Here is a 23,011-nt window from a genome sequence, read left to right as displayed (position 1 = left end):
CCTTACGGCTTCCCGCGCAGCAGATTGACGATGCCGGAGAAGTCCTTGCCGCCGAAACCGGCGTTGCAGAACAGCGCGTACATCTGCGCCGCCTCGCCGCCCAATGGCAGCGGGCTACCGGTGCTCTGCCCGGCCTCGACCGCCAGCTTCAGGTCCTTCAGCATCAGCGCCGCGGCGAAGCCCGGCTGGTAGTCGCGGTTGGCCGGCGAGGTCGGGACCGGACCCGGCACCGGGCAATAGCTGGTCAGCGACCAGCACTGGCCCGACGACTTGGACGCCACGTCGAACAGCTTCTGCGACTCCAGCCCCAGCTTCTCGGCGAGCGCGAAGGCTTCCGACACGCCGAGCATCGAGATGCCGAGGATCATGTTGTTGCAGATCTTCGCGGCCTGACCGTTGCCCGGCCCGCCGGTGTGCACGATGGCCTTGCCCATCGCCGACAGGATCGGCTCGGCGCGGCGGAAGGCGGTGTCGCTGCCGCCGACCATGAAGGTCAGCGTCGCCGCCTCGGCCCCGCCGACGCCGCCCGACACCGGCGCGTCGACCATGGCGTGACCCGCCGCCTCCGCCGCCGCGGCGACGGCGCGGGCGCTGTCGACGTCCACGGTGGAGCTGTCGATGAACAGGCTGCCCGGCTTGGCCTTGGCGATGATGCCGTCGGGTGCCGTGTAGACCTCGCGCACATGCTTGCCGGCGGGCAGCATGGTCACGACCACCTCGGCCTCCCCGGCCGCGGCGCCGGGGCCGGTGGCGATGCTGGCGCCGGCGTCGCGCGCGGCGGTGCAGGCGGCTTCCGACAGGTCGAAGGCCAGGACGGTGTGGCCGGCCTTCAGCAGGTTGCGCATCATCGGCGCACCCATGTTGCCCAGACCGATAAAGGCGATCGTCGCCATAGCGTTTCCCCCTCGCTTTATAATGACGCTATCAGCCGCCGGTCAGATGGCGGGCGATGATGACGCGCATGATTTCGTTGGTGCCTTCGAGAATCTGGTGAACCCGCAGGTCGCGGAAAATCCGCTCGATCGGGTACTCCTTGATGTAACCGTAGCCGCCGTGAAGCTGCAGCGCCTCGTTCACCACCTGGAACCCGGCGTCGGTGGCGAAGCGCTTGGCCATGGCGCAATGGGCCGTCGCCTCCGCCGATCCGGCGTCGAGGCTAGAAGCGGCGCGGTGCAGCATCAGCCGGGCGGCGTCCAACTCCGTCGCCATGTCGGCCAGCTTGAACTGGAGGGCCTGGAAGGCGTTCAACGGCTTGCCGAACTGCTTGCGCTCCGTGGTGTAGGCGACGGCCTGCTCCAGGCAGAAGCGCGCCCCGCCGACCGAGCAGGCGGCGATGTTCAGGCGCCCGCCGTCCAGCCCCTTCATGGCGATGCGGAAGCCCTCCCCCTCTTCGCCGATGCGGTTGGCGACGGGGACGCGGCAGTTCTCGAAGATGACCGCCGAGGTCGGCTGGCTCTTCCAGCCCAGCTTGTGCTCCTGCTTGCCGAAGGACAGGCCGGGCGTGCCCTTCTCCACGACGATGCAGGAGATGCCCTTGGGACCGGGCTCGCCGGTGCGGACCATGCAGACATAGACGTCCGACGTGCCGCCGCCCGAGATGAAGGCCTTCGACCCGTTCAGCACGTAATGGTCGCCGTCCCGCTCCGCCCGCGTGCGCAGCGAGGCCGCGTCGGACCCCGCCCCCGGCTCGGTCAGGCAATAGCTGGCGAAATGCTCCATGGCCGTCAGCTTCGGCAGGAAGCGGGCGCGCTGCTCCGCGTTGCCGAAGCGGTCGATCATCCAGGAGGCCATGTTGTGGATGGAGATGTAGGCCGCCGTGGACGGGCAGGCCGCCGACAACTCCTCGAAGATCAGCGCCGCGTCCAGCCGCCCGAGCCCGGAACCGCCGAACTCTTCCCCCACATAGATGCCGGCGAAGCCGAGCGCCGCGGCCTGCCGCAGGGTGTCGACGGGAAAGACGCTGTTCTCATCCCAGTGCGCGGCGTTCGGCGCCATTTCCTGCTGCGCGAAGTTGCGCGCCGTGTCGCGGAACGCCTGCTGCTCCTCCGAAAGCGCAAAATCCATGCGCATCCTCCCCAGAACCGCAGTGGCCCGGAGTCCAGGACGGATCTCCGGTTCTCATTGTTGGGTGGAAGGACTATCATGCTGGATACGCGCTGTCCATCTCTTGTATACACAGACCGGGGCGGCGGAAGGCCGCGGACGAGGAAGGGGACACGCTCGGGATGAGCGACCGGATTGCCGCCAGCAAGACCACCGACAAAAGCGCCACCCGCGCCGACGAGGTGCGGCTCGCCATCGAGGAGGACATCTTCCTGGGCCGCCTGCGCCCCGGAACGCGGCTGGATGAGGAAAGCCTCGCCCAGCGCTTCAACATCTCCCGCACACCGATCCGCGAGGCGATTCTCCAGCTCGTCCACGCCGGGCTGGTGGAGAAGCAGCCGCGCCAGGGCGCGGTGGTCGCCCCGCTGAAGCTGCACCGCATGGTGCAGATGTTCGAGGTGATGTCGGAAATCGAGGGAATCTGCGCCCGCTACGCTGCCCGCCGCATGTCGGAGGAGGAAAAGCAGGCCCTGAAACACCTGCACGACACCTCGAAGGCGCACATGGAGGCGCGGGAACTGGACGCCTACTACGCGGTCAACCGTTCCTTCCACGAGGCGGTCCAGGCGGGCAGCCACAACGAACCGCTCCAGGAGATTGCGCGCGGCCTGTTCGCCCGGCTGGCCCCCTACCGCCGCTACCAGCTCAACCACCCGTCCCGGATCAAGGACAGCTTCAAGGAGCACGACGACGTGGTGGAAGCGATCCTGGCCGGCGAGCCGGAGGCCGCCTACAGCGCCATGCGGCGCCACGTGACCATCCAGATCGACATCTTCACCGAGTTCGTGTCCATCATGGGCGGAAACGAAATACAATAGACACGCCATCCGTATACAAAATGGTGGCCCGCCCCATGCGCCTGTGCTAAACCCCTGGGCACCGGAATCAAGGGGCGCAGGGAGGGAATGCACATGTCCGACGCGGGTGACAATCTGTTCGAGCTGTTCCGCTCCCGCTTTCCGGCCGACCGCAGCCGCCCCTTCGCCGAAACCGAGCCCGGCACCGCCAACGCCCGCACCGTCACCTACGGCGATCTTGAGGCGTTGACCGGCCGTTACGCCAACCTGCTCGCCGACCTCGGCCTGAAGAAGGGCGACCGGGTCGCCGTCCAGGTGGAGAAGTCGGTCGAGAACATCATCCTCTATCTCGCCACCGTGCGGGCGGGCGGCGTGTTCCTGCCGCTGAACCCGGCCTACACGAAGGCGGAGGTCGAGTATTTCCTGACCGACGCGGAACCGCACGTCTTCGTCGCCCGTCCCGAATCCGCCGACGCTCTGCGCGAGGTCGCCGACAAGGCCAAGGTCGCCCATCTGCTGACACTCGGCACCCATGGCGAGGGCACGCTGCCGGAGCAGGCCGCCGGCAAGGGCACGGACTTCGTGACCGTCCCAGCCGAGGCCGACGATCTCGCCGCGATCCTCTACACCTCCGGCACCACCGGGCGGTCGAAGGGCGCGATGATGAGCCACCGCAACCTCGGCTCCAACGCGCAGACGCTGCACAAATACTGGGGCTTCCAGCCGGACGACGTGCTGCTGCACGCCCTGCCGATCTTCCATACGCACGGCCTGTTCGTGGCGACCAACTGCGTGCTGCTGAACGGCTCCTCCATGCTGTTCCTGCCGAAGTTCGACGCCGAGCAGGTGATGGGGCTGCTGCCGCGCGCCACGGTGATGATGGGCGTTCCGACCTTCTACACCCGCCTGCTCGCCCATCCCGGCCTGACGCGCGAGGCGACGGCGCACATGCGGCTGTTCGTCTCCGGCTCGGCGCCGCTGCTGGCCGACACGCACAAGGAATTCTCCGCCCGCACCGGCCACGCCATCCTGGAGCGCTACGGCATGACCGAAACCGGCATGCTGACCTCCAACCCGCTGGACGGCGACCGCATCCCCGGCACGGTCGGCTTCCCGCTGCCCGAGGTCTCCGTGCGCGTCGTCGACCCGGAGACCGGCGCAAGCCTCGGCACCGACGACATCGGCATCATCGAGGTGGCCGGGCCGAACGTCTTCTCCGGCTACTGGCGGATGCCCGAGAAGACGAAGCAGGAGATCAAGCCGGACGGCTTCTTCATCACCGGCGACGTCGGCAAGGTGGACGGGCGCGGCTATGTCCACATCGTCGGGCGTGCCAAGGACCTCATCATCTCCGGCGGCTTCAACGTCTACCCCAAGGAGGTCGAGACGGTCATCGACGGCATCGACGGCGTCGTCGAATCGGCGGTGGTCGGCGTGCCGCACCCCGACTTCGGCGAGGCGGTGACCGCCGTCGTCCTGCGCAAGCCCGGCAGCACCACCCCGGACGAGGCCGCGGTGATCGCCGTCTGCAAGGAGCAGCTCGCCAACTTCAAGGTGCCCAAGCGCGTCTTCTTCATGGACGAGCTGCCGCGCAACGCCATGGGCAAGGTGCAGAAGAACCTGCTGCGCGACGCCCACAAGGATCTGTTCACCGCGGCGAAGGCGCGCTGAGGAGCGCACGGCTTTCCCTCTCCGGTCAAATCCGTATAAGGTTCGGCGCTCGTTCCGCCCGGCGGGTTGTGGACAGGCCACCGGCGAATCGATACGCTGCCGTATGGTCTCCGGAGTGTTGCCGATGGAAGCGAAGACGCTGAACCGCGAATCCTGGCTGTCCGCCGCCTTTTCCGCCCTGGCGGAGGGCGGCGTCGAGCAGGTGCGGGTCGAGCTTCTGGCCAAGCGGCTGAAGGTGACCAAGGGCAGCTTCTACTGGCACTTCCGCGACCGGATGGAGCTGGTCGAGGCGATGCTGGAGGGCTGGAAGACCGGCCGCATCGAGGCGATCAAGGCGCAGACCCGGCTGGACGGCCGCACGCCGGCGGAGGGGTTGCGCTATGTGCTGTCGCTCTACGGCGGCAGCAGCAACCCGCGCGGCATCGCCATCGAGCTGGCGATGCGCGACTGGGCGCGCCGCGACCCCCGCGCGTCCGAGATCGTGGCGGAGGTCGACCGCGAACGCCTGCGCTGCGTGTCGGACCTGTTCGCCGGCCTGGGGCTGGATCCCGACGACGCCTTCGCGCGGGCGTACCTGTTCTATTCGTTCATCTTCGGGGAGGGGCTGCTCGCCCGTTCCGCCGCGCCGGACCGCTTCGAGAAGGCGCGGGACATTTGCGGGAAGGTGCTGGTGCCGGAGGGGGTTGTTTAGCGGGCGCGGTGTTGCCCCCACCCTTCCCACGGCTGACGCCGCGGGCCCCTTCCCTCCCCCGCTTCGCAGGGGAGGGAGTTTTATCCCCTCCCCCGCCCAGCGGAGGAGGGTCAGGGAGGGGGCAAGCGTCGCCCCACCCACAAGTTACGTCCCCGTCCCGCGCACCGGCGCAAAGGGCAAGCCCGCCTGATCCAGCGCGCGGTCGATCACCTCGTCCGATGCGCCGTCGAACAGTTGCAGCAGCAACTCATCCACCACCCACTCGTTCGTCGGGGTCAGGGCGGCGAACAGGTCGGCCATGACTTCCGCCTGGAAATCGTCGCGGCGGTTGTCGCTGCCCTCGTAGCCCATGCGCTTGGCGGTGGCGATCGCCACCTGGAAGGGCGGCACCAGCACCGGCGCGACCGATGCCTTCTTCAGCACCGCCCGCAGCCCCAGCGCTCCGTCGTCCCAGGCCAGCTTGCGGGCGTTGTCCGCCGGGATGCCGGCCTTCGCCCCGAGCCCCGCCGCGAACAGCGCCACGTCGCCCGCGCACAGCACGCGGAAGAGCAGCGCCGCGGTGAAGCGCCCGTTGGCGTGCAGCCAACGGGCCACCGCCTCCACATCCTCGTCACCGCGCAGCGCCGGGCGCAGCAGCCGCAGCGTCGCCGACTCGCGCCCGCGGTTGGCCAACCGGTCCAGCAGATCCTTGGACAGGCCATGGCTGTGGGCCAGCGTGGCGCGCATCGCGTCGGACACGAAGGCGATCAGCCGCTCCACCACGGCCAGCGGCAGGCCGGGGCGGGTCGCCGCGGCCTCGCTGACCATGCGCACGCGGCCGAAGCGGTCCAAGGCCCGGTGGAGCGCCGGCTCCGCCAGTTCCGCGCCGGGGTTGCGCAGCAGCGCGGTCACCACCGCGACGTTGCCGGTTTCGACGACGGCCCCGGCCACCCGCGCCGACACGGTGTGGCGGTTGGCGACGGCCATGTGCTTGCCGGCGTCGGGGTCGGCCAGCACGTCGAGCAGCAACTCGTCGCTGAGGCTCCCGGCGTCGCGCAGGATCGGGAAGGCCACGCGGGCCACGTCTTTCACCAGCCGCTCGGCCAACTCCGCGGTCAGCATGGCGTTGTTGCGGATCTGCCAAGCCACCGCCTCGCGCACCGCGACCTGGGCGTCGGCGGCGAAGCAGTGCATGACCTCCAGAGCCAGCGACCGTTCGGCGTCGGTCAGCCCGCCTTTCTCCAGATCGCCGGCCAGCTTCTGCATCGTGTCGATGCGGGCCTCCGCCGACGAGGATTCGAGCAGGCGCTCGACGTCGCGGATGGACAGGGATGAATCGCTCATGTGCGGATGCCTGCGGGTGGGAGATGCATAAGGCGGTTCAGTCGAGCCACTCAATCAAGGCCCTGGCCGGCGTAGCGGACCATGTCGCCCCAAATGCGGTCGAGCCGGCGCAGCGTGCGGTAGGCGGCCTTCAGGTCGGCCGCCTCCGCCTCGTTGCGGACCAATGCCGTGGCCTGCACCTGCTCCAGCGTGAACAGCTCGTCGCGCAGAGCCCGTCCCTTGTCGGTCAGGCGCAGCCGGGCCGTGCGGCGGTCGCGCTGGCTGGCGCCGCGGTCGATGTAGCCGGCCTCCACCAGGATCTTCAGGCTGTAGGAGGCGTTGGACCCCAGGTAATAGCCCCGCTCCATCAGGTCGCGGACCGACGGCTCGTCGTCGCCGATCAGCATGACCATCAGCGCCTGGACCGGCCCGATGTCGTCGATCCCCTGCCGTAGCAGGCCGGCCCGCACGACGTCGAGGAACCGGCGGTGCATCCGCTCGATCAACCGGGCGAGCCCGTGATACTCGGCCAATTCCGCCGCATCGATGGCGTCCGGCTTGGATTCGGCGCCCGCCCGGCGCTGCGTGCTCATCCCTCGCTTCTCCGTCACTCGGCGGCCTGCGCCACGGCCGGGCCGCGGTAGCCGCCCGGATGGCGGCGGCGCCATTCCCACGCGCTGCCGATGATGCTGTCCAGATCGGGAAAGCGCGGGGTCCAGCCCAACTCGCCCCGGATGCGCTCCGACGAGGCGATCAGCACCGCCGGATCGCCGGCGCGGCGCGGCCCGACCTTGACCGGGACCGTCAGGCCGGTGACCCGCTCCGTCGCCTCGATCACTTGGCGGACGCTGTAGCCCGTGCCGTTGCCCAGGTTGTAGCGGACGCTGCGCGTCTCCAGCGCCGGCAGCACCCGCAGATGCGCGTCGGCGAGGTCGCAGACATGGATGTAGTCGCGCACGCAGGTGCCGTCCGGCGTCGGGTAGTCGTCGCCGAAGATCTCGATGTGCGAGCGCCGGCCGCTGGCCGCATCGAGCACAAGCGGGATCAGGTGGGTTTCCGGGTCATGGTCCTCGCCGATGATCCCGTTCGGATGCGCGCCGGCGGCGTTGAAGTAGCGCAGGCAGGCGGAGCGCAGGCCGTGGCAGCGATCCGCCCAGTGCAACGCGCGCTCGATGAAGAACTTGGATTCACCGTAGGGGCTGCCGGGGTCGATGGTGGTCTCCTCGTCGATCGGCAGGCGCTCCGGCGTGCCGAACAGGTTGGCGGTCGAGGAGAAGACCATCTTGCGCACGCCGGCCGTGGTCGCCGCGCGGATCAGGTTCAGCGAGTTGACGGTGTTGCCGTGCAGATAGAGGTGCGGGTCGCGCATCGATTCACCGACCAGCGACAGGGCGGCGAAATGGAACACCGCGTCGAAGCGCCATTCGGCGAAGACACGGGTCAGCGCGTCCATGTCGGCAAGGTCGGCCTCCACGAAGGCGGCGTCGGACGGCACGGCGGCGCGGTGGCCCTGGCGCAGGTTGTCGAGCACGACGACCCGGAAGCCGCGGTCGAGCAGTTCGGCCACGCAGTGACTGCCGACATAGCCGGCACCGCCGGTCACGAGTACGGTCTGGGGCGTGTTCATCGTAAATATTCCTTGGATTTGAGAAATATTCGTCAGTCCAGGCACCCGCCGGCATCAAAGGATCGTATATCCCCCGGTGGCAAGTGCAAGAGTTCCGCGATGCACCATGCCGTCAACTCAGACGGAAGGCCAGTTGACGAAAAAGAGACACGGCCGTCGGGACACGCTCGTCACACGACGAGAAAAATGTTATGAAACAACATTTTACAGCGCTGCAAATACCCCTTTCGATCCTCGTCGGACGGGGTAAGGACCCAAACTTGTCACACGCCGCAGCGCAGCGCCGGACGTAAGCGGAAATGGCGCGCGGCATACTCTCCCGCAATGGGCGGCCTTTGTCCGGACTTCGTCTCAAAAGGAGTTCATGCGGCACGGCCGCGCCTCAACATTTCGTTAACCATGAAACCCTTTGCATGACCGGCTTCATGGCCCGCCCCACAGCGTGAGCGCGCGGGACGCAAGAAAAGGAACTGGCATGAGCGGTACGGATCGGACCCTGCTGACCCAAGCCTACCGGAAGATCGGACGCGGCCTGCTGCTGGCCGGCGCCCTTACCTTCTTCGTCAACATCCTGATGCTGGTGGTGCCGCTCTACACCATGCAGGTCTACGACCGCGTGATGAGCAGCCGCAGCCTGGAGACGTTGACCATGCTCGCGGTGATCTCCGTGGGCGGGCTGGTGCTGTACGGCGTGCTGGACTTCATCCGGGCGCGCGCCTTCCTGGTCTGCGGGGCGGTCATCGCGCACCGCTTCAACGTGCCGGCGCTCCAGGCGGCGATCGTGGACGCACTGGGCGGCGGGACGCGCAACGCCGGCCAGACGATGCGCGACCTGAACGACCTGCGCAACTTCATGACCAGCAACGCCGTCGTGGTGCCGCTGGACCTGCTGTGGACGCCGATCTTCCTGGTCATCCTGTTCATCCTGCACCCGATCTACGGCTGGATCGCGGTGGGGTCGGCGCTGCTGCTGCTGACCATGAACGCGCTGACCGACGCGCTGACCCGCCGCCCCATCGCCGAGGCGAACGAGGCGTCCGCCAAGGTCTTCGCCGACGTCGCCAGCACCGTCCGGCACGCCGAGGCCATCGAAGCCATGGGCATGCTGCCGCCGCTGGCCCGGCGCTGGCAAATGGCGCAAATCGGCTCCGCCTCGCTGATCGACCGGGGCGTGGTGCTGTCGCGGGGCATGGCGTCCGCCTCCCGCTCTTTGCGGTTGATCCTGCAGATCGCCACCATCTCCGCGGGCGCGGCGCTGGTCATCCGGAACGAGGCGTCGCCGGGCAGCATGATCGCCACCGGCATCATCATGGCCCGCCTCCTCCAGCCCTTCGAGCATCTGGTGGAGAACTGGCGGCAGTGGGTCGTCGCCCAGACCGCCCACAAGCGCATCCGCGAGCTTCTGAACGGCGAGGGCGCGCGGCGCAGCACCATGCCGCTGCCGCGCCCCGACGGGCGCCTGACCGTGGACCGCGTCAGCCATGTGCCGAAGGGCCTGCAACGCCCGGTGCTGCGCGGCGTCTCGTTCGCGCTGGAGCCGGGGGAGGTGCTGGGGATCATCGGCCCGTCGGGGGCCGGCAAATCGACCCTCGCCCGCCTGCTCGTCGGCATCTGGGAGCCCACCGCCGGCGGCATCTATCTGGACGGCACCAGCACCTTCCTGTGGGAGCGCGAGAGCTTCGGCCAGTATGTCGGCTATGTGCCGCAGTCGGTCGCCCTGCTCGACGGCACCATCGGCGAGAACATCTCCCGCATGGCCCAGGCCGACCCGGCGGAGATCGTGCGCGCCGCCCGGCTGGCCGGCGTCCACGACATGATCGGCCGCCTGCCCTTCGGCTACGACACGCCGGTCGGCGAGAATGCCTTCGCCCTGTCCGGCGGGCAGCGGCAGCGCATCGCGCTGGCCCGCGCGCTGTTCGGCAAGCCGCGCCTGATCGTGCTGGACGAGCCGAACTCCAACCTCGACCACGAGGGGGAACAGGCGCTGCTGACCGCGATCAACCACGCGCGACGCGACGGCGCCACCATCGTGATGGTCGCCCACCGCCCCTCCATCGTGTCGGTCGCCGACAAGCTGCTCGTCCTCAAGGACGGCATGGTCGAGCATTTCGGCGAACGCACCGACGTGCTGAAGATGGTCCAGCCCGGGGGCGCCGTGAAGGTGGCGCGACTGGTCCGGACGGGAGAATCCGCATGACCGACACGACGATCACCTCGGCCCCGACGCCGCAATCCCCGCTCACCGCCGCCTGGGCGCCGATCATCGACGTGACGCCGCACGAACCGACGCTGCGGGGCACCGCGCTGGCGGGAGCACTGGCCGTCGCCATCGGCTTCGGCGGCTTCTTCGGCTGGGCCTTCACCGCCAGCCTGGACAGCGCGGCCATCGCGCCCGGCACCATCATGGTGGAAAGCCACCGCAAGACCGTGTCCCACCTGGAGGGCGGCATCCTCAGCGAACTGCTGGTCAAGGACGGCGACATGGTCACGGCCGGACAGGTCCTGCTGCGGCTCGACACCACGCAGAGCGGCGCGGTGGTCGCCCAGCTTCACGGGCAGTACTGGACCTCGCTGGCCCGTCTCGCCCGGCTGCGCGCCGAGCAGACCGACGCGAAAGCCCCGGTCTACGCCGACGAGCTGGTGGCCGCCGCCAAGACCAGCTCCGTCGCAGCCGAGGCGCTGGCCGCGGAGCAGCGGCTGTTCGAATCGCGGCGCGACGCCTACGAGGGTCAGATCTCCATCCAGCGCAAACGAATCGGTCAGCTCCGCGACGAGCTGGTGGCGCTCGATTCGCAGCGCGTCGCCGCCAACGACCGGCTGCGCTATACCCAGGACGAGTTGCGGATCGTCGAAACGCTGCTCGCCAAGGGCTACGAGCGCAAACCGCGCATGCTGGAGCTTCAGCGCAACGTCGCCGACACCAAGGGACGGCTGGGCGAGATCCAGGCCGACAAGTCGAAGGCCGAGCAGGGCATCGCCGCGGCGGAGCTGGAGATCATCAACCTCGGCAACAACCGCCGGTCGGAGGTCGGGAACGAGCTTCAGACCATCCAGGCCACCGTCTCCGACCTGTCGGAGCGGCTGCGCAGCGCCGGCGACGTGCTGAAGCGCCAGGAACTGGTCGCCCCCCAGGCGGGCAGGGTCACCAACCTGCGCTTCTACACGCCGGGCGGCGTCATCCCGGCGGGTCAGGGCATCCTCGACATCGTCCCGCAGGACGACGGGCTGATCGTCGAGGCCCGCGTCGCACCCGCCGACGTGCAGAACATCGATGTGGGCGGCAGTTCCATGGTGCGGCTGGTCGGCTACCGCCAGCGGCTGGTCCCGCCGGTGCAGGGGAAGGTGCTGACCCTCTCCGCCGACCAGCTCGAAGACGAGCGCACCGGGCAAGCCTACTTCCTCGCCCGGATCAGCCTCGACGCCGCGGCGCTGAAGGCCCTGCCGAACGTGGACCTGCACCCCGGCATGCCGACCGAGGTGATGATCCACGGGCACACCCGCAAGGCCATCGAGTATTTCCTGACGCCGCTGACCGACGGCATGAACCGCGCCTTCCGCGAGAACTGACCGCGGCAGTCCCATACCGGATCATTTCGCACGCTCCCCCGTTGCCCAGCAGGCAAGACGGGGCCGACAGGCCAAGGAAGGGAGCGTGCGAGCATGACCACACAGTGGGACCGGAACACCCTGAAGCGCGTCGCCGACGCCATCGGCGACGTCCATCTCTACGACAAGCACCACACCGGCGAGTTCATCGCCATGCGCCTGCGCGATTCGCTGGCCGACAGCCCCGGCTATGACCGGGCGGCGGTCGACGACAAGCTGATGCAGCTGGCGCGGGTCGCCCTGGACGCCGCGGAAGCCGGTAAAGTCTGATCCGGCTCTGACGCCGGATCGAAGCGCAAGACAAAAATTTTCGCCCCTCTCAAGGGCATCGGTGACGGCCATCCGGCGGCCTTCCGCCCGACATCGGCGGGCCGCCGGAACGGACGGGGCATGGAGAGACACCCTGCCGGGCGGTTTTGGAGGCGCGTTCTCCGGATGCCCATCGCCCCAGCCGACCCACACGGCACAGCCGCCGCTTTCAAATTCCGGCTTTTAAAATCCCCGGTTCTTGCTCTCGGGTTTTAAAAGGGCCGTGGTTTTGAATGCGCTGCAGCATCGCGCGGCGCCACCAACGGACAATGATCAACAGCATAATCCTAAGCCAAACGCATAGGACTTGCGGATCATTTCAAGGCATTTCGTCGAATTTCGACAGGATCCCTTCTTGGCGACTTTAAAAGTATTATGAACGAACAATTCAAAATCTCCCATTAATCATGAGCCATAGCCGTGAATTGGCGGCTTAAAATCCCCCATTCAGCGCAGCGTCCAAAATTAGATGTTTAGATTTTCGAAGGGCTTTGAAGCCAAGGTGACAGGAATGACGTAATGAACGTTGATGATTATTGTGTTTTGACTCTATGAACTCAAGATTTGCCTGGGTTTGACCTTATGTTTGTCACAGCCATGCCGGACGGTATTTGGGTAAAGGCTTAGTGGTACCTCGCCATTTCGGGGTAGGAAATCCCCCACCCCACCGAATCCCATCGTTAAGGAGTATGATTCATGGCCACCCTTCCTGGCGGCAACTATGACGACATCATCACCGGCACCAACGGCAACGACTTCATCGACGGCGGCAACGGTGACGACATCCTGATGGGTGGCAACGGCGCCGACACGATCCTGGGCGGCGACGGGCGCGACGCCCTGTTCGGCGGGAACGGCGACGACCTCCTGAACGGCGGCCGCGGGGCCGACGTCCTGGACGGCGGCAACGGCAACGACACGCTGGAAGGCGGAGACGGTGACGATTACCTGTCGGGCGGCAACGGCGACGACGTCCTGAACGGCGGCCGCGGCAACGACATCATCGACGGCGGCAACGGCGACGACGTCCTGAACGGTGGCGACGGCGCCGACATTCTGCGGGGCGGCAACGGCGACGACGTCCTGATGGGCGGCGGCCACAACGATTACCTGGACGGCGGTGCGGGCAACGACATCCTGATGGGCGGCACCGGCGACGACATCCTGAAGGGTGGCGAGGGCGACGACTTCCTGTCCGGCGGTGACGGCAACGACATCCTGGACGGCGGTGCGGGCAACGACATCCTCGTCGGCGGCGCCGGCAACGACATCTTCGTCTTCTCCGGCGGCGGTGGCCAGGACGTGGTTCTCGATTTCCGCGCGGGCGAGGACGTCCTCCAGATCGAGCGCAACATCAACGGTCTGGAGATCAACGACGCCTCCGATCTGGCGGCCCGCGTCACCGACATGGGCGGCAACGCCGTCATCGATCTCGGCAACGGCGACAGCATCATGCTGAAGGGCGTTTCGGCCGACGAAGTTCACAACAACCCGAACGACTTCTTCGTCATTCACTAAAGCCGTAACCCACCCAGGGACCGGACCGGCGGCGTGCTTTCCGCACGCCGCCGATGGGTCCGGCTAAGGAACGCATGACCGTGCTCGCCGTCCTGCCGGCCTCCGCCTCCATCGCGTCTGCCCAGCTCCATGCGCTCGGCGACGACTTCGTGCTCGCCTCTTGGGAGAGCGACGGACCGGAGCCTTCCGGCCGCGTCGTTCCCACCCTCGACGGCGAGGAGGTCCGGCCGCCCTACACCACCTTGTCCGTGCGGACGAGCTGGGGTGGGCAGCGGGTGCTGTCGATCCTGCGGGCGCCCCGGACCTCCGGTGTGCCCGTCCGTTTCGTGGCCCAGAGCCGCGTCGTCGCGGAGGTCCTGGCCGAACCCCAGGTTCCAGACCCCGACCCCGCCTTCCTGCTGGGCAGCCTCGACGCGCCGTCGCGGCTGCGCGTCGTCCGTTTCCTGTTCGATTTCGCGCGCTCCACCCCGGCGCTGCGCAGCGACGCCGGCTTCGCCGCGGTCTGCCGCCGCATGGTGCTGGAGCTGTCGCCCACCCCCTCCCCGCTGGTCGCCCGCGCCCTGGCGACCGACGAGCTTCTGCTCTGCGGCGGGTCGCTGTCCTCGGGCTTCGGCGAGGTGACGGGGGCGGTCATCATCACCGCGGGCGCCGTCGGGCCCTCCCCCTTCGACGTCTGCATCGGGTCCGCTCTGGACCGGCGCGGGCGCGCGGCCATGTCGCTGCTGGTGGACAAGGCGCTGTGCGCGCCGGGCAACCTGCTGGTGGTGCTCGGCCGCAACGGGCTGGCCTGCCGCGCCTTCTCGGCCGTGGCGCCCAACCTGCCGAGCCTGACCGAGCGGCTGTCGACCCGCCGCGACACGCCGCTGGAGTTGCGCCAGTACATTCTGAACGCGCTCGCCCAACGCGGGCGGTCGGACGCCACGGCGGCGGCGGCGGTGCGCGAACTCCAGGTTCTCGCCCCGCTGCCCAAGCGGCAGGTCGCCGACGCCAAGCGCTCCATCGGCGCCGCGCTCGACCTTGCGGTGCCGACCGGCGACGGCGGGCTGTTCCTGGCCGGTTGGGTGCACGACCCGCACGCCCTGTCCGGCGGCCTCACCGTGCACACGCCGTTCGGCGGCGAGCGCCGGCTGGAGGTGCTGGAGCACCGCTTCCCGCGCGAGGACGTGGCGAAGCTGTTCGGCACCGCCCCGTCCACCGACCGCAGCGGCTTCGTCGCCTATCTGCCCGGCGCGCCCGAGCCCGCGGCGGCGCTTCAGGTCCATGCGGAGCTTCGCCTCGGCTCCGGCGGGTCGATCCGTCTGGTGCCGCCGCTGCGCCCGCTGTCGCCCGCCGACGCCCGCGCCGCGGTTCTCGGCAGCCTGCCGCCGCAGCACGCGACTCCGCTGGTGCTGGAAACCGTGATCGCCCCGGCCGTCGCCCCGCTCCACGCCGCCCACATGGCGAGCCGCGGCGAGCCGGAGACGGTCAGTTTCGGCCGCGGTCCGGAGACGCCGGCCGTCTCGGTCATCATCCCGCTCTACAAGGCGCTGGAGTTCCTGCGTTTCCAGCTCTCCAGCTTCGCCACCGATCCCGGCATGGCCGGGGCCGAACTGATCTTCGTGCTCGACAGCCCGGAGCAGCGCGACGAGCTGGTGCACATGCTGCACGGCTTCCACGCGCTCTACGGCCTGCCGATGCGGGTGCTGGTGCAGCCGGCCAACTACGGCTACTCGGCGGCCAACAACGCCGGGGTCGCGGCCTCCACCGGGCGGACGCTGCTGTTCCTGAATTCCGACGTGATCCCCGACCAGCCCGGCTGGCTGCCCGCCCTGCTCGGCGCGCTGGAGCGCACGCCGGGCACCGGCGCGGTCGGGCCGAAGCTGCTGTTCGACGACGACAGCCTGCAGCACGCCGGCCTCTACTTCGACCGCGACGTCCGCGGGCGCTGGTACAACCATCACTTCTTCAAGGGCTTGCCGCGCGACTTCCTTCCCGCCCGGCGGGAGCGCAGCGTGCCCGGCGTGACCGGCGCCTGCCTGATGATGACCCGCGAGACCTTCGACGCCGTGGGCGGCTTCTGCGAGGACTACGTCATCGGCGACTACGAGGACTCCGACCTCTGCCTGCGCATCCGCAAGGCCGGGCTGGACATCCGCTACGTCCCCTCGGTGGAGCTGTACCATCTGGAGCGCCGCTCGATCAGCCGGCACCAGGGCTACACCCGCGGTGTCGCCTCCGAATACAACGGCTGGCTCCACGCCCGCCGCTGGGGCGCGATGATGGAAGAGCTGGCCGCCCGGGACTGGGACCAGCGGACGCCGCCGCCCGCGCTGGAGGACAGCCTGATGCGCCCCCTGTCGGCGGGCGCCCCCACGGACACCGCCCTTCCCGTTGCCGTTCCGGGCAAATCCCGCCTGTTCGGGCGCGCGAACCGGAACCGGAGCTGACTTGATGAACGAGATCCTCACCGGGCGCCGCCTCGCCGTCCTGCGCCGCAACACCGATCCGCGGCTGGAATGGCTGTGCGCGCAGATCGCCCGCAACCGCTTCCTGCCCGTGCCGCCGCCGGACCGCGTGTTCATCGGCGACGGCGATTTCCGGGCCATCGGGGCGGAATTCCTGCGCCACTTCGTGCGCGTCGGCGGGCTGAAGCCGAAGCACCGCGTTCTGGAGATCGGCTGCGGCATCGGGCGCATGGCCGTGCCGCTGACCCAGTATCTCGACTCCAGCTACGACGGCGTGGACATCGTCGAGGATGGTATCCGCTGGTGCGCGGAGACGATCACCCCGGCCTACCCGGAGTTCCGCTTCCGGACGCTCGACGTGGCGAACGCGCTCTACAACCCCGGCGGGGCGGAGGACGCGGCGCGGACCCGCCTGCCCTTCCCGGACGGCGGGCACGACTTCGTGATTCTGACTTCGGTCATCACCCATCTGCGGACGGCGGAGACGGTGCGCTACGCCGCGGAGATCGCCCGCGTGCTGAAGCCGGGCGGCCGCTGCTTCCTCAGCCTGTTCCTGGTGGACGCCCGCGCGCGGGACGGCATCGCGAAGAAGACCGCCCGCCCGGCCTTCCTCGAGGCCGCCGGGCCGGAGTTCATCGCCGACGAGGCCAACCCGAACGCCGCCGTCGCCTACAGCGAATCCTTCCTGCTGGATACCTTCACGGAACAGGGGCTGCGCCCGGCGCGCCCGGTGCTGCGCGGCCACTGGAGCGGGCAGCGCAACGCCGAGAACTTCCAGGATCTCCTGGTTCTGGAGAAGGAGGGCGCGCGATGAGCCTGCCCCGCGTCCTCGTCGTCGCCCACAACCACCCCAGCCTGCACCCCGGCGGCACGGAAATCTTCGCGCACGAGCTGTTCGGAAGCCTGAAGGCCAAGGGGGCCGAGGCCCTGTTCCTCGCCTGCACCAACGGCGTCCACCGCGACCGCAAGCCCGGCACCAATCTTCAGACGCTGGGCCGCAGCGCCGACGAGGTGGTGCTGTGGGCCGGGCATTTCGATCACTTCTTCCAGAGCCAGATCGACCTGCACGGCATCGTGCCGGACCTGTCGAACCTGCTGCGCGCCTTCCAGCCGGACATCGTGCACATCCACCACACGCTGCTGCTGGGCGTGGAGATGCTTTTCCTGATCCGCCGCGTCTGTCCGTGGGCGCGGATCGTCTACACGCTGCACGACTACTACCCGATCTGCGCCAACGACGGGCAGATGGTGACGACGGGAAGCCACGCGCTGTGCCGCATGGCCTCGCCCGACGCCTGCCACCGCTGCTTCCCCGACCGGCCGGCCGACCAGTTCGTGCTGCGCGAGAAGCACATCAAGGCGATGTTCGGGCTGGTCGATCATTTCCTGGCGCCCAGCGCCTTCCTGCGCGACCGCTACATCGCCTGGGGCATCGACCCGGACAGCATCTCCGTCATGGAGAACGGGCGCCCGGCGGTCCGTCCGGCGCCGCACCGGCCGCTGCCCGCGGGAGCGCCGCGCAACGCCTTCGCCTATTTCGGCAACCTGAATCCCTTCAAGGGGATCACCGTCGCGCTGGACGCCGCCGCCCGGCTGGAGAAGCAGGGGCAGGACCTGACGCTGGCCGTCCATGGCGGCGCGCCCTTCCAGACCGACGCCTTCAAGGACAAGGTCGAGCAGGGCTTCAAGAACGCCCGCGGCACCGCCGTCCGCCACGGTCCCTACCGGCGCGAGGAGATGCCCGAGCTGATGGCCGCCGCCGATTGGGTGGTGATGCCGTCGATCTGGTGGGAGAACGCCCCGCTGGTCATCCGCGAAGCCTTCCAGCACCGCCGCCCGGTCATCTGCAGCGGCATCGGCGGCATGGCGGAATCGGTGACCGACGGGGTGGACGGGCTGCATTTCCGGGCGGGGGACGCCGCGGATCTGGCGCGCGTGATGACGCGCGCGATGACCGAGCCGGGGCTTTGGGACCGGCTCGTTTCCAACATGCCGGCGGTCCCGACGACCGGGGAGTCTGCCGAAAAACACGTCATTCTCTATGACGACATAATGAATGGTCCGGGGGGAACGCATGGGCAGGGTTCGATTGCGGGGAGCATCGCGGGATGAGGGAACCGATCACCAAGGCCGACATCACGGCGGCCATTCTACTTGACGACGACACGCTCGTCCTGTTCGGCGCCATCGACCGGGCTCTGCCCGCGCAGGGCGCCGTGCATCTCGACGGGTCGGTGGAGGGCCGCTACGCCGGACGCTCCTGGGCCGACGCCGAGGGCGAGCGCTGGTTCCTCGGCGGCATCCGCGTGCCGGGGCTGGCGCAGATGCGCCCGTCGCGCGTCGAGCTGGCGGACGAGAAGGGGGAACGCCTCGTCCTGCCGCGGCTGTCCAACGTCCGCACCAACCCGTCGCACCTCGTCTCGGCGCTGAAGGGCTTCCAGCCCGGCGCGCTGGCCGTGGCGCTGGATTTCGCGATCCAGCTCGCCGCCTCCTCAAAGGACGGGACGGAGAACGAATCCGACCGCATCGGGCGCCTGCTCTCGGGCCTCGCCCAGGAGGTGTCGCAGCCGGATGGCTTCGCTGAGGTGTTCGGGCGTTTCCGCGACGGCAGCCTGATGCTCCAGGGCTGGGCGCGCAGCTTCCGCAACGGTGCCCAGAAGATCCTGATCGAGGCGGAGGAGACCGCCGCCTACCGCGCCACCGCCGGCTCCTTCGCGCGTCCCGACCTGCCGCCGGAGGCGTCGGGCGTGATGGCGGTGCTGACCGACGAGACCCCGCTTCCCACCGCCATCCGCCGCATCCATTACCGCGCCGCCGAGGGCTGGCGCCATCTGGAGATCTTCGAGCACCGCACCATCCTGCCCGACGGTGTGGCCTCCGCCCATGTGCGCGACATGCTGGGCAACATCCAGGACGCCGAGACGCGCCAGCGGATGACGCGCATCGCCGCGTCGCGCTACGACGGGGCGGAAACGGTGTCGCGGCTCGACATCCCGGTGCGGACCGGGCTGGACATGGCGCTGCGCGTGCCGGGGGCCGGGCTGTTCGTCGCCGGCTGGCTGCTCGACCCGACGCGGCAGGTCCGCGCCGTCACGCTGAAGGGACCGGGCGTCGCCGTCCGGCTCGACGAGGGCTGGTCGCGGCTGGCCCGCCGCGACGTGACGGAGGCCTTCCAGCACGACGGCCTGTTCGCCGGGCGCATGGTCCCCGGCCAGGACCAGCACGGCTTCACCGCCTTCGCCGCCGAGCCGTCGGGCCTGCCCCCGGGCGCCGAGTTCCATCTTGAGCTGGAACTGGCCGACGACCGCTTCGCCTTCCTGCCGCTGAGCTGCCTGCCGCCGGCTCCGGAAGCGCTGCGCCGCATGCTGTCGCTGGTCAATCTGGACAGCCCGTCCATCGACACGCTGATCGCCCGCCATGTCGGCCCGATGCTGCGCACCGCCCGCGCCCGCTCCGGTGCCGCGCCGTCGTCGGGCGTGCACCCGATGGGCCGTCCGGTGAAGGCGCCGCGCGTCTCGGTGATCCTGCCGGTGACCGACGGGCGGGAGGACGTGGACCTCAACATCGCCCGCCTCGCCATCGACCCGGACTTCGCCGAGACCGAGCTGCTGGTGGTCGCCGCCGCCGGTACGCACGAGCGGCTGGGCGGTGCCGTCCGTCAGGCCGCCGCCTTCTACCGCATGGCCGTCACCTTCGTGGCCGCGCCCGACGCCACCGACGCGTTCGAGGCGATGGCCGCCGCCCTGCCCCACGCCCGCGGCGAGCGGGTGCTGACGCTCTCCCCCTCCGTCCTGCCGACCGAGAAGGGCTGGCTGGCGGCTCTGGAGCGGGTGTCGCGCAAGTCCGGCGGGCCGGTGATGGTCAGCCCGACGCTGCTCTACGAGGACCATTCGATCCGCTTCGCTGGCATCATGGCGGTGGAGGGTTCGGACGGCGCCAAGACCTTCGAGCGCCGCTTCGCCGGCTATCCGCGCGACTGGCTGAAGGAGCAGGACGCGGCGACGGTGGACGCCGCCGCCCCGGAATGCGCGCTGCTGCCCAAGGACGCGCTGGTCCGGGCACTGGCCACCATGGGCTCCTACATGGGGGCCGACCACAAGGGGCTGGATCTCTGCCTGCGCCTGCGCGCGCTGGGCGGGGCCTGCGTCTGGCTGCCCCGCGTCACTCTGGTGGCGCTGGACGAGCAGCCGCGCGACGCGCACGCCGACCGCTGGCGCCGCGCCGGCGCCATGGTGGACCGCTGGAGCTTCGAGGACATCTGGTCCGCCCGCGCCGCCGCCTGAGTCCCCTGAAAGCTCCCCCAGCAGCCCCATTCGAGATCGGCCCGACCATGAGCAACAAGCGCGTCCTGATCATCAGCCACGGCCATCCCGCCTTCTCGCTGGGCGGCGCGGAGGTGGCCTCCTACAACCTGCACCAGGGGCTGCACGACCTGCCGGGCTGGGAGAGCCATTACCTGGCCCGCACCTCTCCGCCGGTCACGCCGCACGGCAGCTCCGCCCTGATGGCGCTGCGCCAGAAGGAGCGGGAGGTCCTCTACCACGCCAACGACTACGACCATTTCCGGCTGTCGAACCGCAACCTGCCGGGGCTGGAGAAGGACTTCGTCCGCTACGTCCGCGACCTCCAGCCGGACGTGGTGAACTTCCACCATTTCCTCGGTCTGGGCATCGAGACGATCCAGGCGATCCGGCAGGCGCTGCCGCGCGTGCCGATCGTGGTGACCTTCCACGAGTATCTGTCCATCTGCCACCACCACGGCCAGATGGTGAAGACCAGCCGCAACACGCTGTGCTACCGCGCCAGCCCGGCGGACTGCGCCGGCTGCTTCCCGCACATCGGCGAGGCCCAGTTCTTCAAGCGCGAGCTGTTCCTGAAGACCTTCCTGGAGCAGGCGGACTTCTACGTCAGCCCGTCGAACTTCCTGATCGACCGCTACGTCGACTGGGGCCTGCCCCGCGAGAAGTTCCGCATGATCGAGAACGGCCTGACCGTCGAGGGCATCGCCCCGCCCCGCCCGCTGGCCCGTGGCGGCAAGCGCAACCGCTTCGCCTTCTTCGGCCAGCTGACCGAGTTCAAGGGCGCCCACGTGCTGGTCGAGGCGATCGGCCGCGTTTCGGAAAAGGCGTGGGGCGAGGACGGCGCGCTGATGATCTTCGGCGGCAACCTGGAGCGCCAGCCCGAGGCCTACCAGAAGAAATTCAACGAGGCGGTGGAGCGCGCCGGCGACCGCGTGCGCTTCTACGGCAGCTACCGCTCCGCCGAACTGCCCGGCCTGATGAAGGACGTGGATTGGGTGGTCATGCCATCCATCTGGTGGGAGAACTCGCCGGTGGTGATCCAGGAAGCCTTCCTGCACGGCCGCCCAATCATCTCCAGCAACATCGGCGGCATGGGAGAGAAGGTCACCCACGGCGTGGACGGCCTGCATTTCCGCAACGCCAGCGTCGAGGATCTGGTGGACCGCCTGACCGAGGCGCTGACCACGCCGGACCTGTGGGACCGCCTGCGCATGCGCATCCGCCGCCCCATCGACCGCGCGGAAAGCGCCCGCCGCCACGCCGACGTGTTCGACGCGCTGATCGCGAACGCGGGTGGTGGCGCGGTGTCGATGCCCGAGCGGGCGGTGGCGCAGAAGCCGTGATGCGCCTCCCCTTTGCCCCCACCCTCCCGCTTCGCGGGTCCCTCCCTCCCCCGCTGCGCAGGGGAGGGCTTGAGGGGCATGCGGCGAAGTTCCCTCCCCCGTCCAGCGGGGGAGGGTTAGGGTGGTGGCATTACGCCGGCATCCTCCTCGCCACCCTCCTCCTCGCGACCCCCTCCCACGCCGCGGACCTCCGCGTCAGCGTCCCCACGGACGCTGCGCTGGAGACCGTCTACGACCACCGCACCCAGGCCTGCGAGGACTGGGACGTGCCGGACGCCCCGGCGCGCGCCTGGAGGGCGGCGGACGGCAGCGTCCGGCTGCTCGCCGCGCACACCCGCGCCCGCACCCTCAGCGGCCCGTCGCTGAACGAGTTGCACCACGGCTGCCGCATCGTCTTCCAGTCGGCCAAGCGCGACGACCCGGCCCGCTTCGACGACATGGGCTGGCTGACCTCGCCCTACACGCTCGACGGAGCGACCGTCTACGGGCTGGTCCACAACGAGTATCACGGCCACAAGCGCCGCGACCTTTGCCCGACCGGCGACTACATGGCCTGTTGGTGGAACGCGCTGACCCTCACCGTCTCGCACGACGGCGGGGAGAGCTTCGGGCCGGCGCGCTACGTCGCCGGGGTGCCCTACCGCTTCCGCGGCGATCTGGGAAAGCGGGCCGGGCTGTTCGCGCCGAGCAACATCGTCGCGCGCGACGGCTGGTACTACGCCATGGCCTTCGCCGAGGGCATCGGCGCGCAGAAGCGCGGCGTCTGCCTAATGCGCACCCGCGACCTCGGCGATCCGGCGTCCTGGCGGGCGTGGGACGGGCGGGACTTCACCGTCCGCTTCCGCGACCCCTACACCCAGGGCGAGGCGGATCCCGCGGCGTCGGTCTGCGCGCCGCTGCCGCCCGACCGGCTGCCCTTCACCGTCACCAGCCTCGTCCGCCACACGCCGAGCGGACTCTACGTCGCGGTCATGGCGGGACGGCGGGCGGAGCGCAAAGGGGCGGATCCGGTGTCCGGCGTGTGGGTGTCAACCTCCGCCGACCTGATCGGCTGGTCCGCCCCCCGCCTCGCCTGGGCGGCACCGCTGCTCACCGACAAGACGTGTGCCGTGGACGAGACCTTCTACTACCCGGCCATTCTCGATCCGGACGCCAGAAGCCGGAATTTCGAGGACACGGATGGAAAGGCCTGGCTCTACCTGACCCGGCTTGCCCAGAAGAACTGCAAGCCGACCAGGGATCGCGATCTGGTCCGAATAATGATCCGGGTTGAGCCGTCCCAAAGCGGTTAGAATTCAT

General features: G+C 69.2%; 18 protein-coding genes. 13 read left to right on the top strand and 5 right to left on the bottom strand.

Annotation, left to right across the window (positions count from 1 at the left end; genetic code table 11):
- Positions 1–2: 2 nt before the first annotated feature.
- Positions 3–893 carry a 3-hydroxyisobutyrate dehydrogenase gene (gene mmsB / locus ACFPMG_RS29925; protein ID WP_376999083.1) on the bottom strand — a complete coding sequence of 297 codons (891 nt, stop codon included), beginning with the start codon at positions 891–893 and terminating at the stop codon, positions 3–5.
- Between the two features lie 31 nt (positions 894–924).
- Positions 925–2,064: an isobutyryl-CoA dehydrogenase gene (locus ACFPMG_RS29920; RefSeq protein ID WP_376999081.1), complete on the bottom strand. Its 1,140-nt coding sequence runs from the start codon at positions 2,062–2,064 to the stop codon at positions 925–927.
- Positions 2,065–2,225: 161 nt separating this feature from the next.
- Between ACFPMG_RS29920 and ACFPMG_RS29915 the strand changes: the two genes are divergently transcribed.
- The 3 genes from ACFPMG_RS29915 to ACFPMG_RS29905 all read left to right on the top strand — a co-directional run bounded on the left by ACFPMG_RS29915 (position 2,226) and on the right by ACFPMG_RS29905 (position 5,262).
- The gene (locus tag ACFPMG_RS29915; RefSeq protein WP_376999079.1) at positions 2,226–2,921 is read left to right on the top strand and encodes a GntR family transcriptional regulator; all 696 of its coding nucleotides are present in this window, start codon (positions 2,226–2,228) and stop codon (positions 2,919–2,921) included.
- Between the two features lie 93 nt (positions 2,922–3,014).
- Positions 3,015–4,571, top strand: coding sequence for a malonate--CoA ligase (locus ACFPMG_RS29910; protein WP_376999077.1), 1,557 nt, complete (start codon positions 3,015–3,017; stop codon positions 4,569–4,571).
- A gap of 124 nt (positions 4,572–4,695) precedes the next feature.
- Complete coding sequence (locus tag ACFPMG_RS29905; RefSeq protein WP_137106107.1) at positions 4,696–5,262, top strand: TetR/AcrR family transcriptional regulator; 567 nt, start codon at positions 4,696–4,698, stop codon at positions 5,260–5,262.
- A 144-nt stretch (positions 5,263–5,406) separates the two neighbouring features.
- On the opposite strand, the gene ACFPMG_RS29900 is transcribed toward ACFPMG_RS29905, so the two are convergent.
- The 3 genes from ACFPMG_RS29900 to galE are packed head-to-tail and all read right to left on the bottom strand — an operon-like array spanning position 5,407 to position 8,191.
- Entirely contained in the window at positions 5,407–6,585 is a 1,179-nt protein-coding gene (locus ACFPMG_RS29900) for a DUF2336 domain-containing protein (RefSeq protein WP_376999075.1), read from the bottom strand.
- 50 nt (positions 6,586–6,635) lie between these two features.
- Positions 6,636–7,157: a MarR family winged helix-turn-helix transcriptional regulator gene (locus ACFPMG_RS29895; protein ID WP_376999073.1), complete on the bottom strand. Its 522-nt coding sequence runs from the start codon at positions 7,155–7,157 to the stop codon at positions 6,636–6,638.
- 14 nt (positions 7,158–7,171) lie between these two features.
- Entirely contained in the window at positions 7,172–8,191 is a 1,020-nt protein-coding gene (galE, locus tag ACFPMG_RS29890; RefSeq protein ID WP_376999071.1) for a UDP-glucose 4-epimerase GalE, read from the bottom strand.
- A gap of 475 nt (positions 8,192–8,666) precedes the next feature.
- Here galE and ACFPMG_RS29885 point away from each other — a divergent pair, with 475 nt between their 5' ends.
- The 10 genes from ACFPMG_RS29885 to ACFPMG_RS29840 all read left to right on the top strand — a co-directional run bounded on the left by ACFPMG_RS29885 (position 8,667) and on the right by ACFPMG_RS29840 (position 23,004).
- On the top strand, positions 8,667–10,388 hold the full coding sequence (locus ACFPMG_RS29885; protein ID WP_376999069.1) for a type I secretion system permease/ATPase: 1,722 nt from the start codon (positions 8,667–8,669) through the stop codon (positions 10,386–10,388).
- Entirely contained in the window at positions 10,385–11,758 is a 1,374-nt protein-coding gene (locus ACFPMG_RS29880) for an HlyD family type I secretion periplasmic adaptor subunit (protein WP_376999067.1), read from the top strand. Before ACFPMG_RS29885 ends, ACFPMG_RS29880 begins: the two co-directional genes overlap by 4 nt.
- A gap of 93 nt (positions 11,759–11,851) precedes the next feature.
- Positions 11,852–12,067: a hypothetical protein gene (locus ACFPMG_RS29875; RefSeq protein WP_174452364.1), complete on the top strand. Its 216-nt coding sequence runs from the start codon at positions 11,852–11,854 to the stop codon at positions 12,065–12,067.
- Positions 12,068–12,802: 735 nt separating this feature from the next.
- Positions 12,803–13,624, top strand: a complete 822-nt coding sequence (locus ACFPMG_RS29870; protein WP_376999065.1) for a calcium-binding protein — start codon at positions 12,803–12,805, stop codon at positions 13,622–13,624.
- Between the two features lie 74 nt (positions 13,625–13,698).
- Positions 13,699–16,050: a glycosyltransferase family 2 protein gene (locus ACFPMG_RS29865; RefSeq protein WP_376999063.1), complete on the top strand. Its 2,352-nt coding sequence runs from the start codon at positions 13,699–13,701 to the stop codon at positions 16,048–16,050.
- Between the two features lie 4 nt (positions 16,051–16,054).
- Positions 16,055–16,882, top strand: coding sequence for a class I SAM-dependent methyltransferase (locus ACFPMG_RS29860; protein WP_376999061.1), 828 nt, complete (start codon positions 16,055–16,057; stop codon positions 16,880–16,882).
- A complete protein-coding gene (locus tag ACFPMG_RS29855) occupies positions 16,879–18,180 on the top strand; it encodes a glycosyltransferase family 4 protein (RefSeq protein ID WP_376999059.1) in 1,302 nt (433 codons plus the stop codon). Before ACFPMG_RS29860 ends, ACFPMG_RS29855 begins: the two co-directional genes overlap by 4 nt.
- Positions 18,177–20,351 carry a glycosyltransferase family 2 protein gene (locus ACFPMG_RS29850; protein ID WP_376999057.1) on the top strand — a complete coding sequence of 725 codons (2,175 nt, stop codon included), beginning with the start codon at positions 18,177–18,179 and terminating at the stop codon, positions 20,349–20,351. The genes ACFPMG_RS29855 and ACFPMG_RS29850 overlap by 4 nt, the downstream gene beginning before the upstream one ends.
- 47 nt (positions 20,352–20,398) lie before the next feature.
- Positions 20,399–21,712, top strand: a complete 1,314-nt coding sequence (locus ACFPMG_RS29845; protein WP_376999055.1) for a glycosyltransferase family 4 protein — start codon at positions 20,399–20,401, stop codon at positions 21,710–21,712.
- A complete protein-coding gene (locus ACFPMG_RS29840) occupies positions 21,712–23,004 on the top strand; it encodes a hypothetical protein (RefSeq protein WP_376999053.1) in 1,293 nt (430 codons plus the stop codon). The genes ACFPMG_RS29845 and ACFPMG_RS29840 overlap by 1 nt, the downstream gene beginning before the upstream one ends.
- Positions 23,005–23,011: the final 7 nt, after the last annotated feature.

Source organism: Azospirillum himalayense, assembly GCF_042657465.1.
In the GTDB taxonomy this organism is placed as follows: domain Bacteria; phylum Pseudomonadota; class Alphaproteobacteria; order Azospirillales; family Azospirillaceae; genus Azospirillum; species Azospirillum himalayense.
The sequence above is the reverse complement of the archived record's forward strand: the minus strand, read 5'-3'. Positions and strand labels throughout refer to the sequence as shown.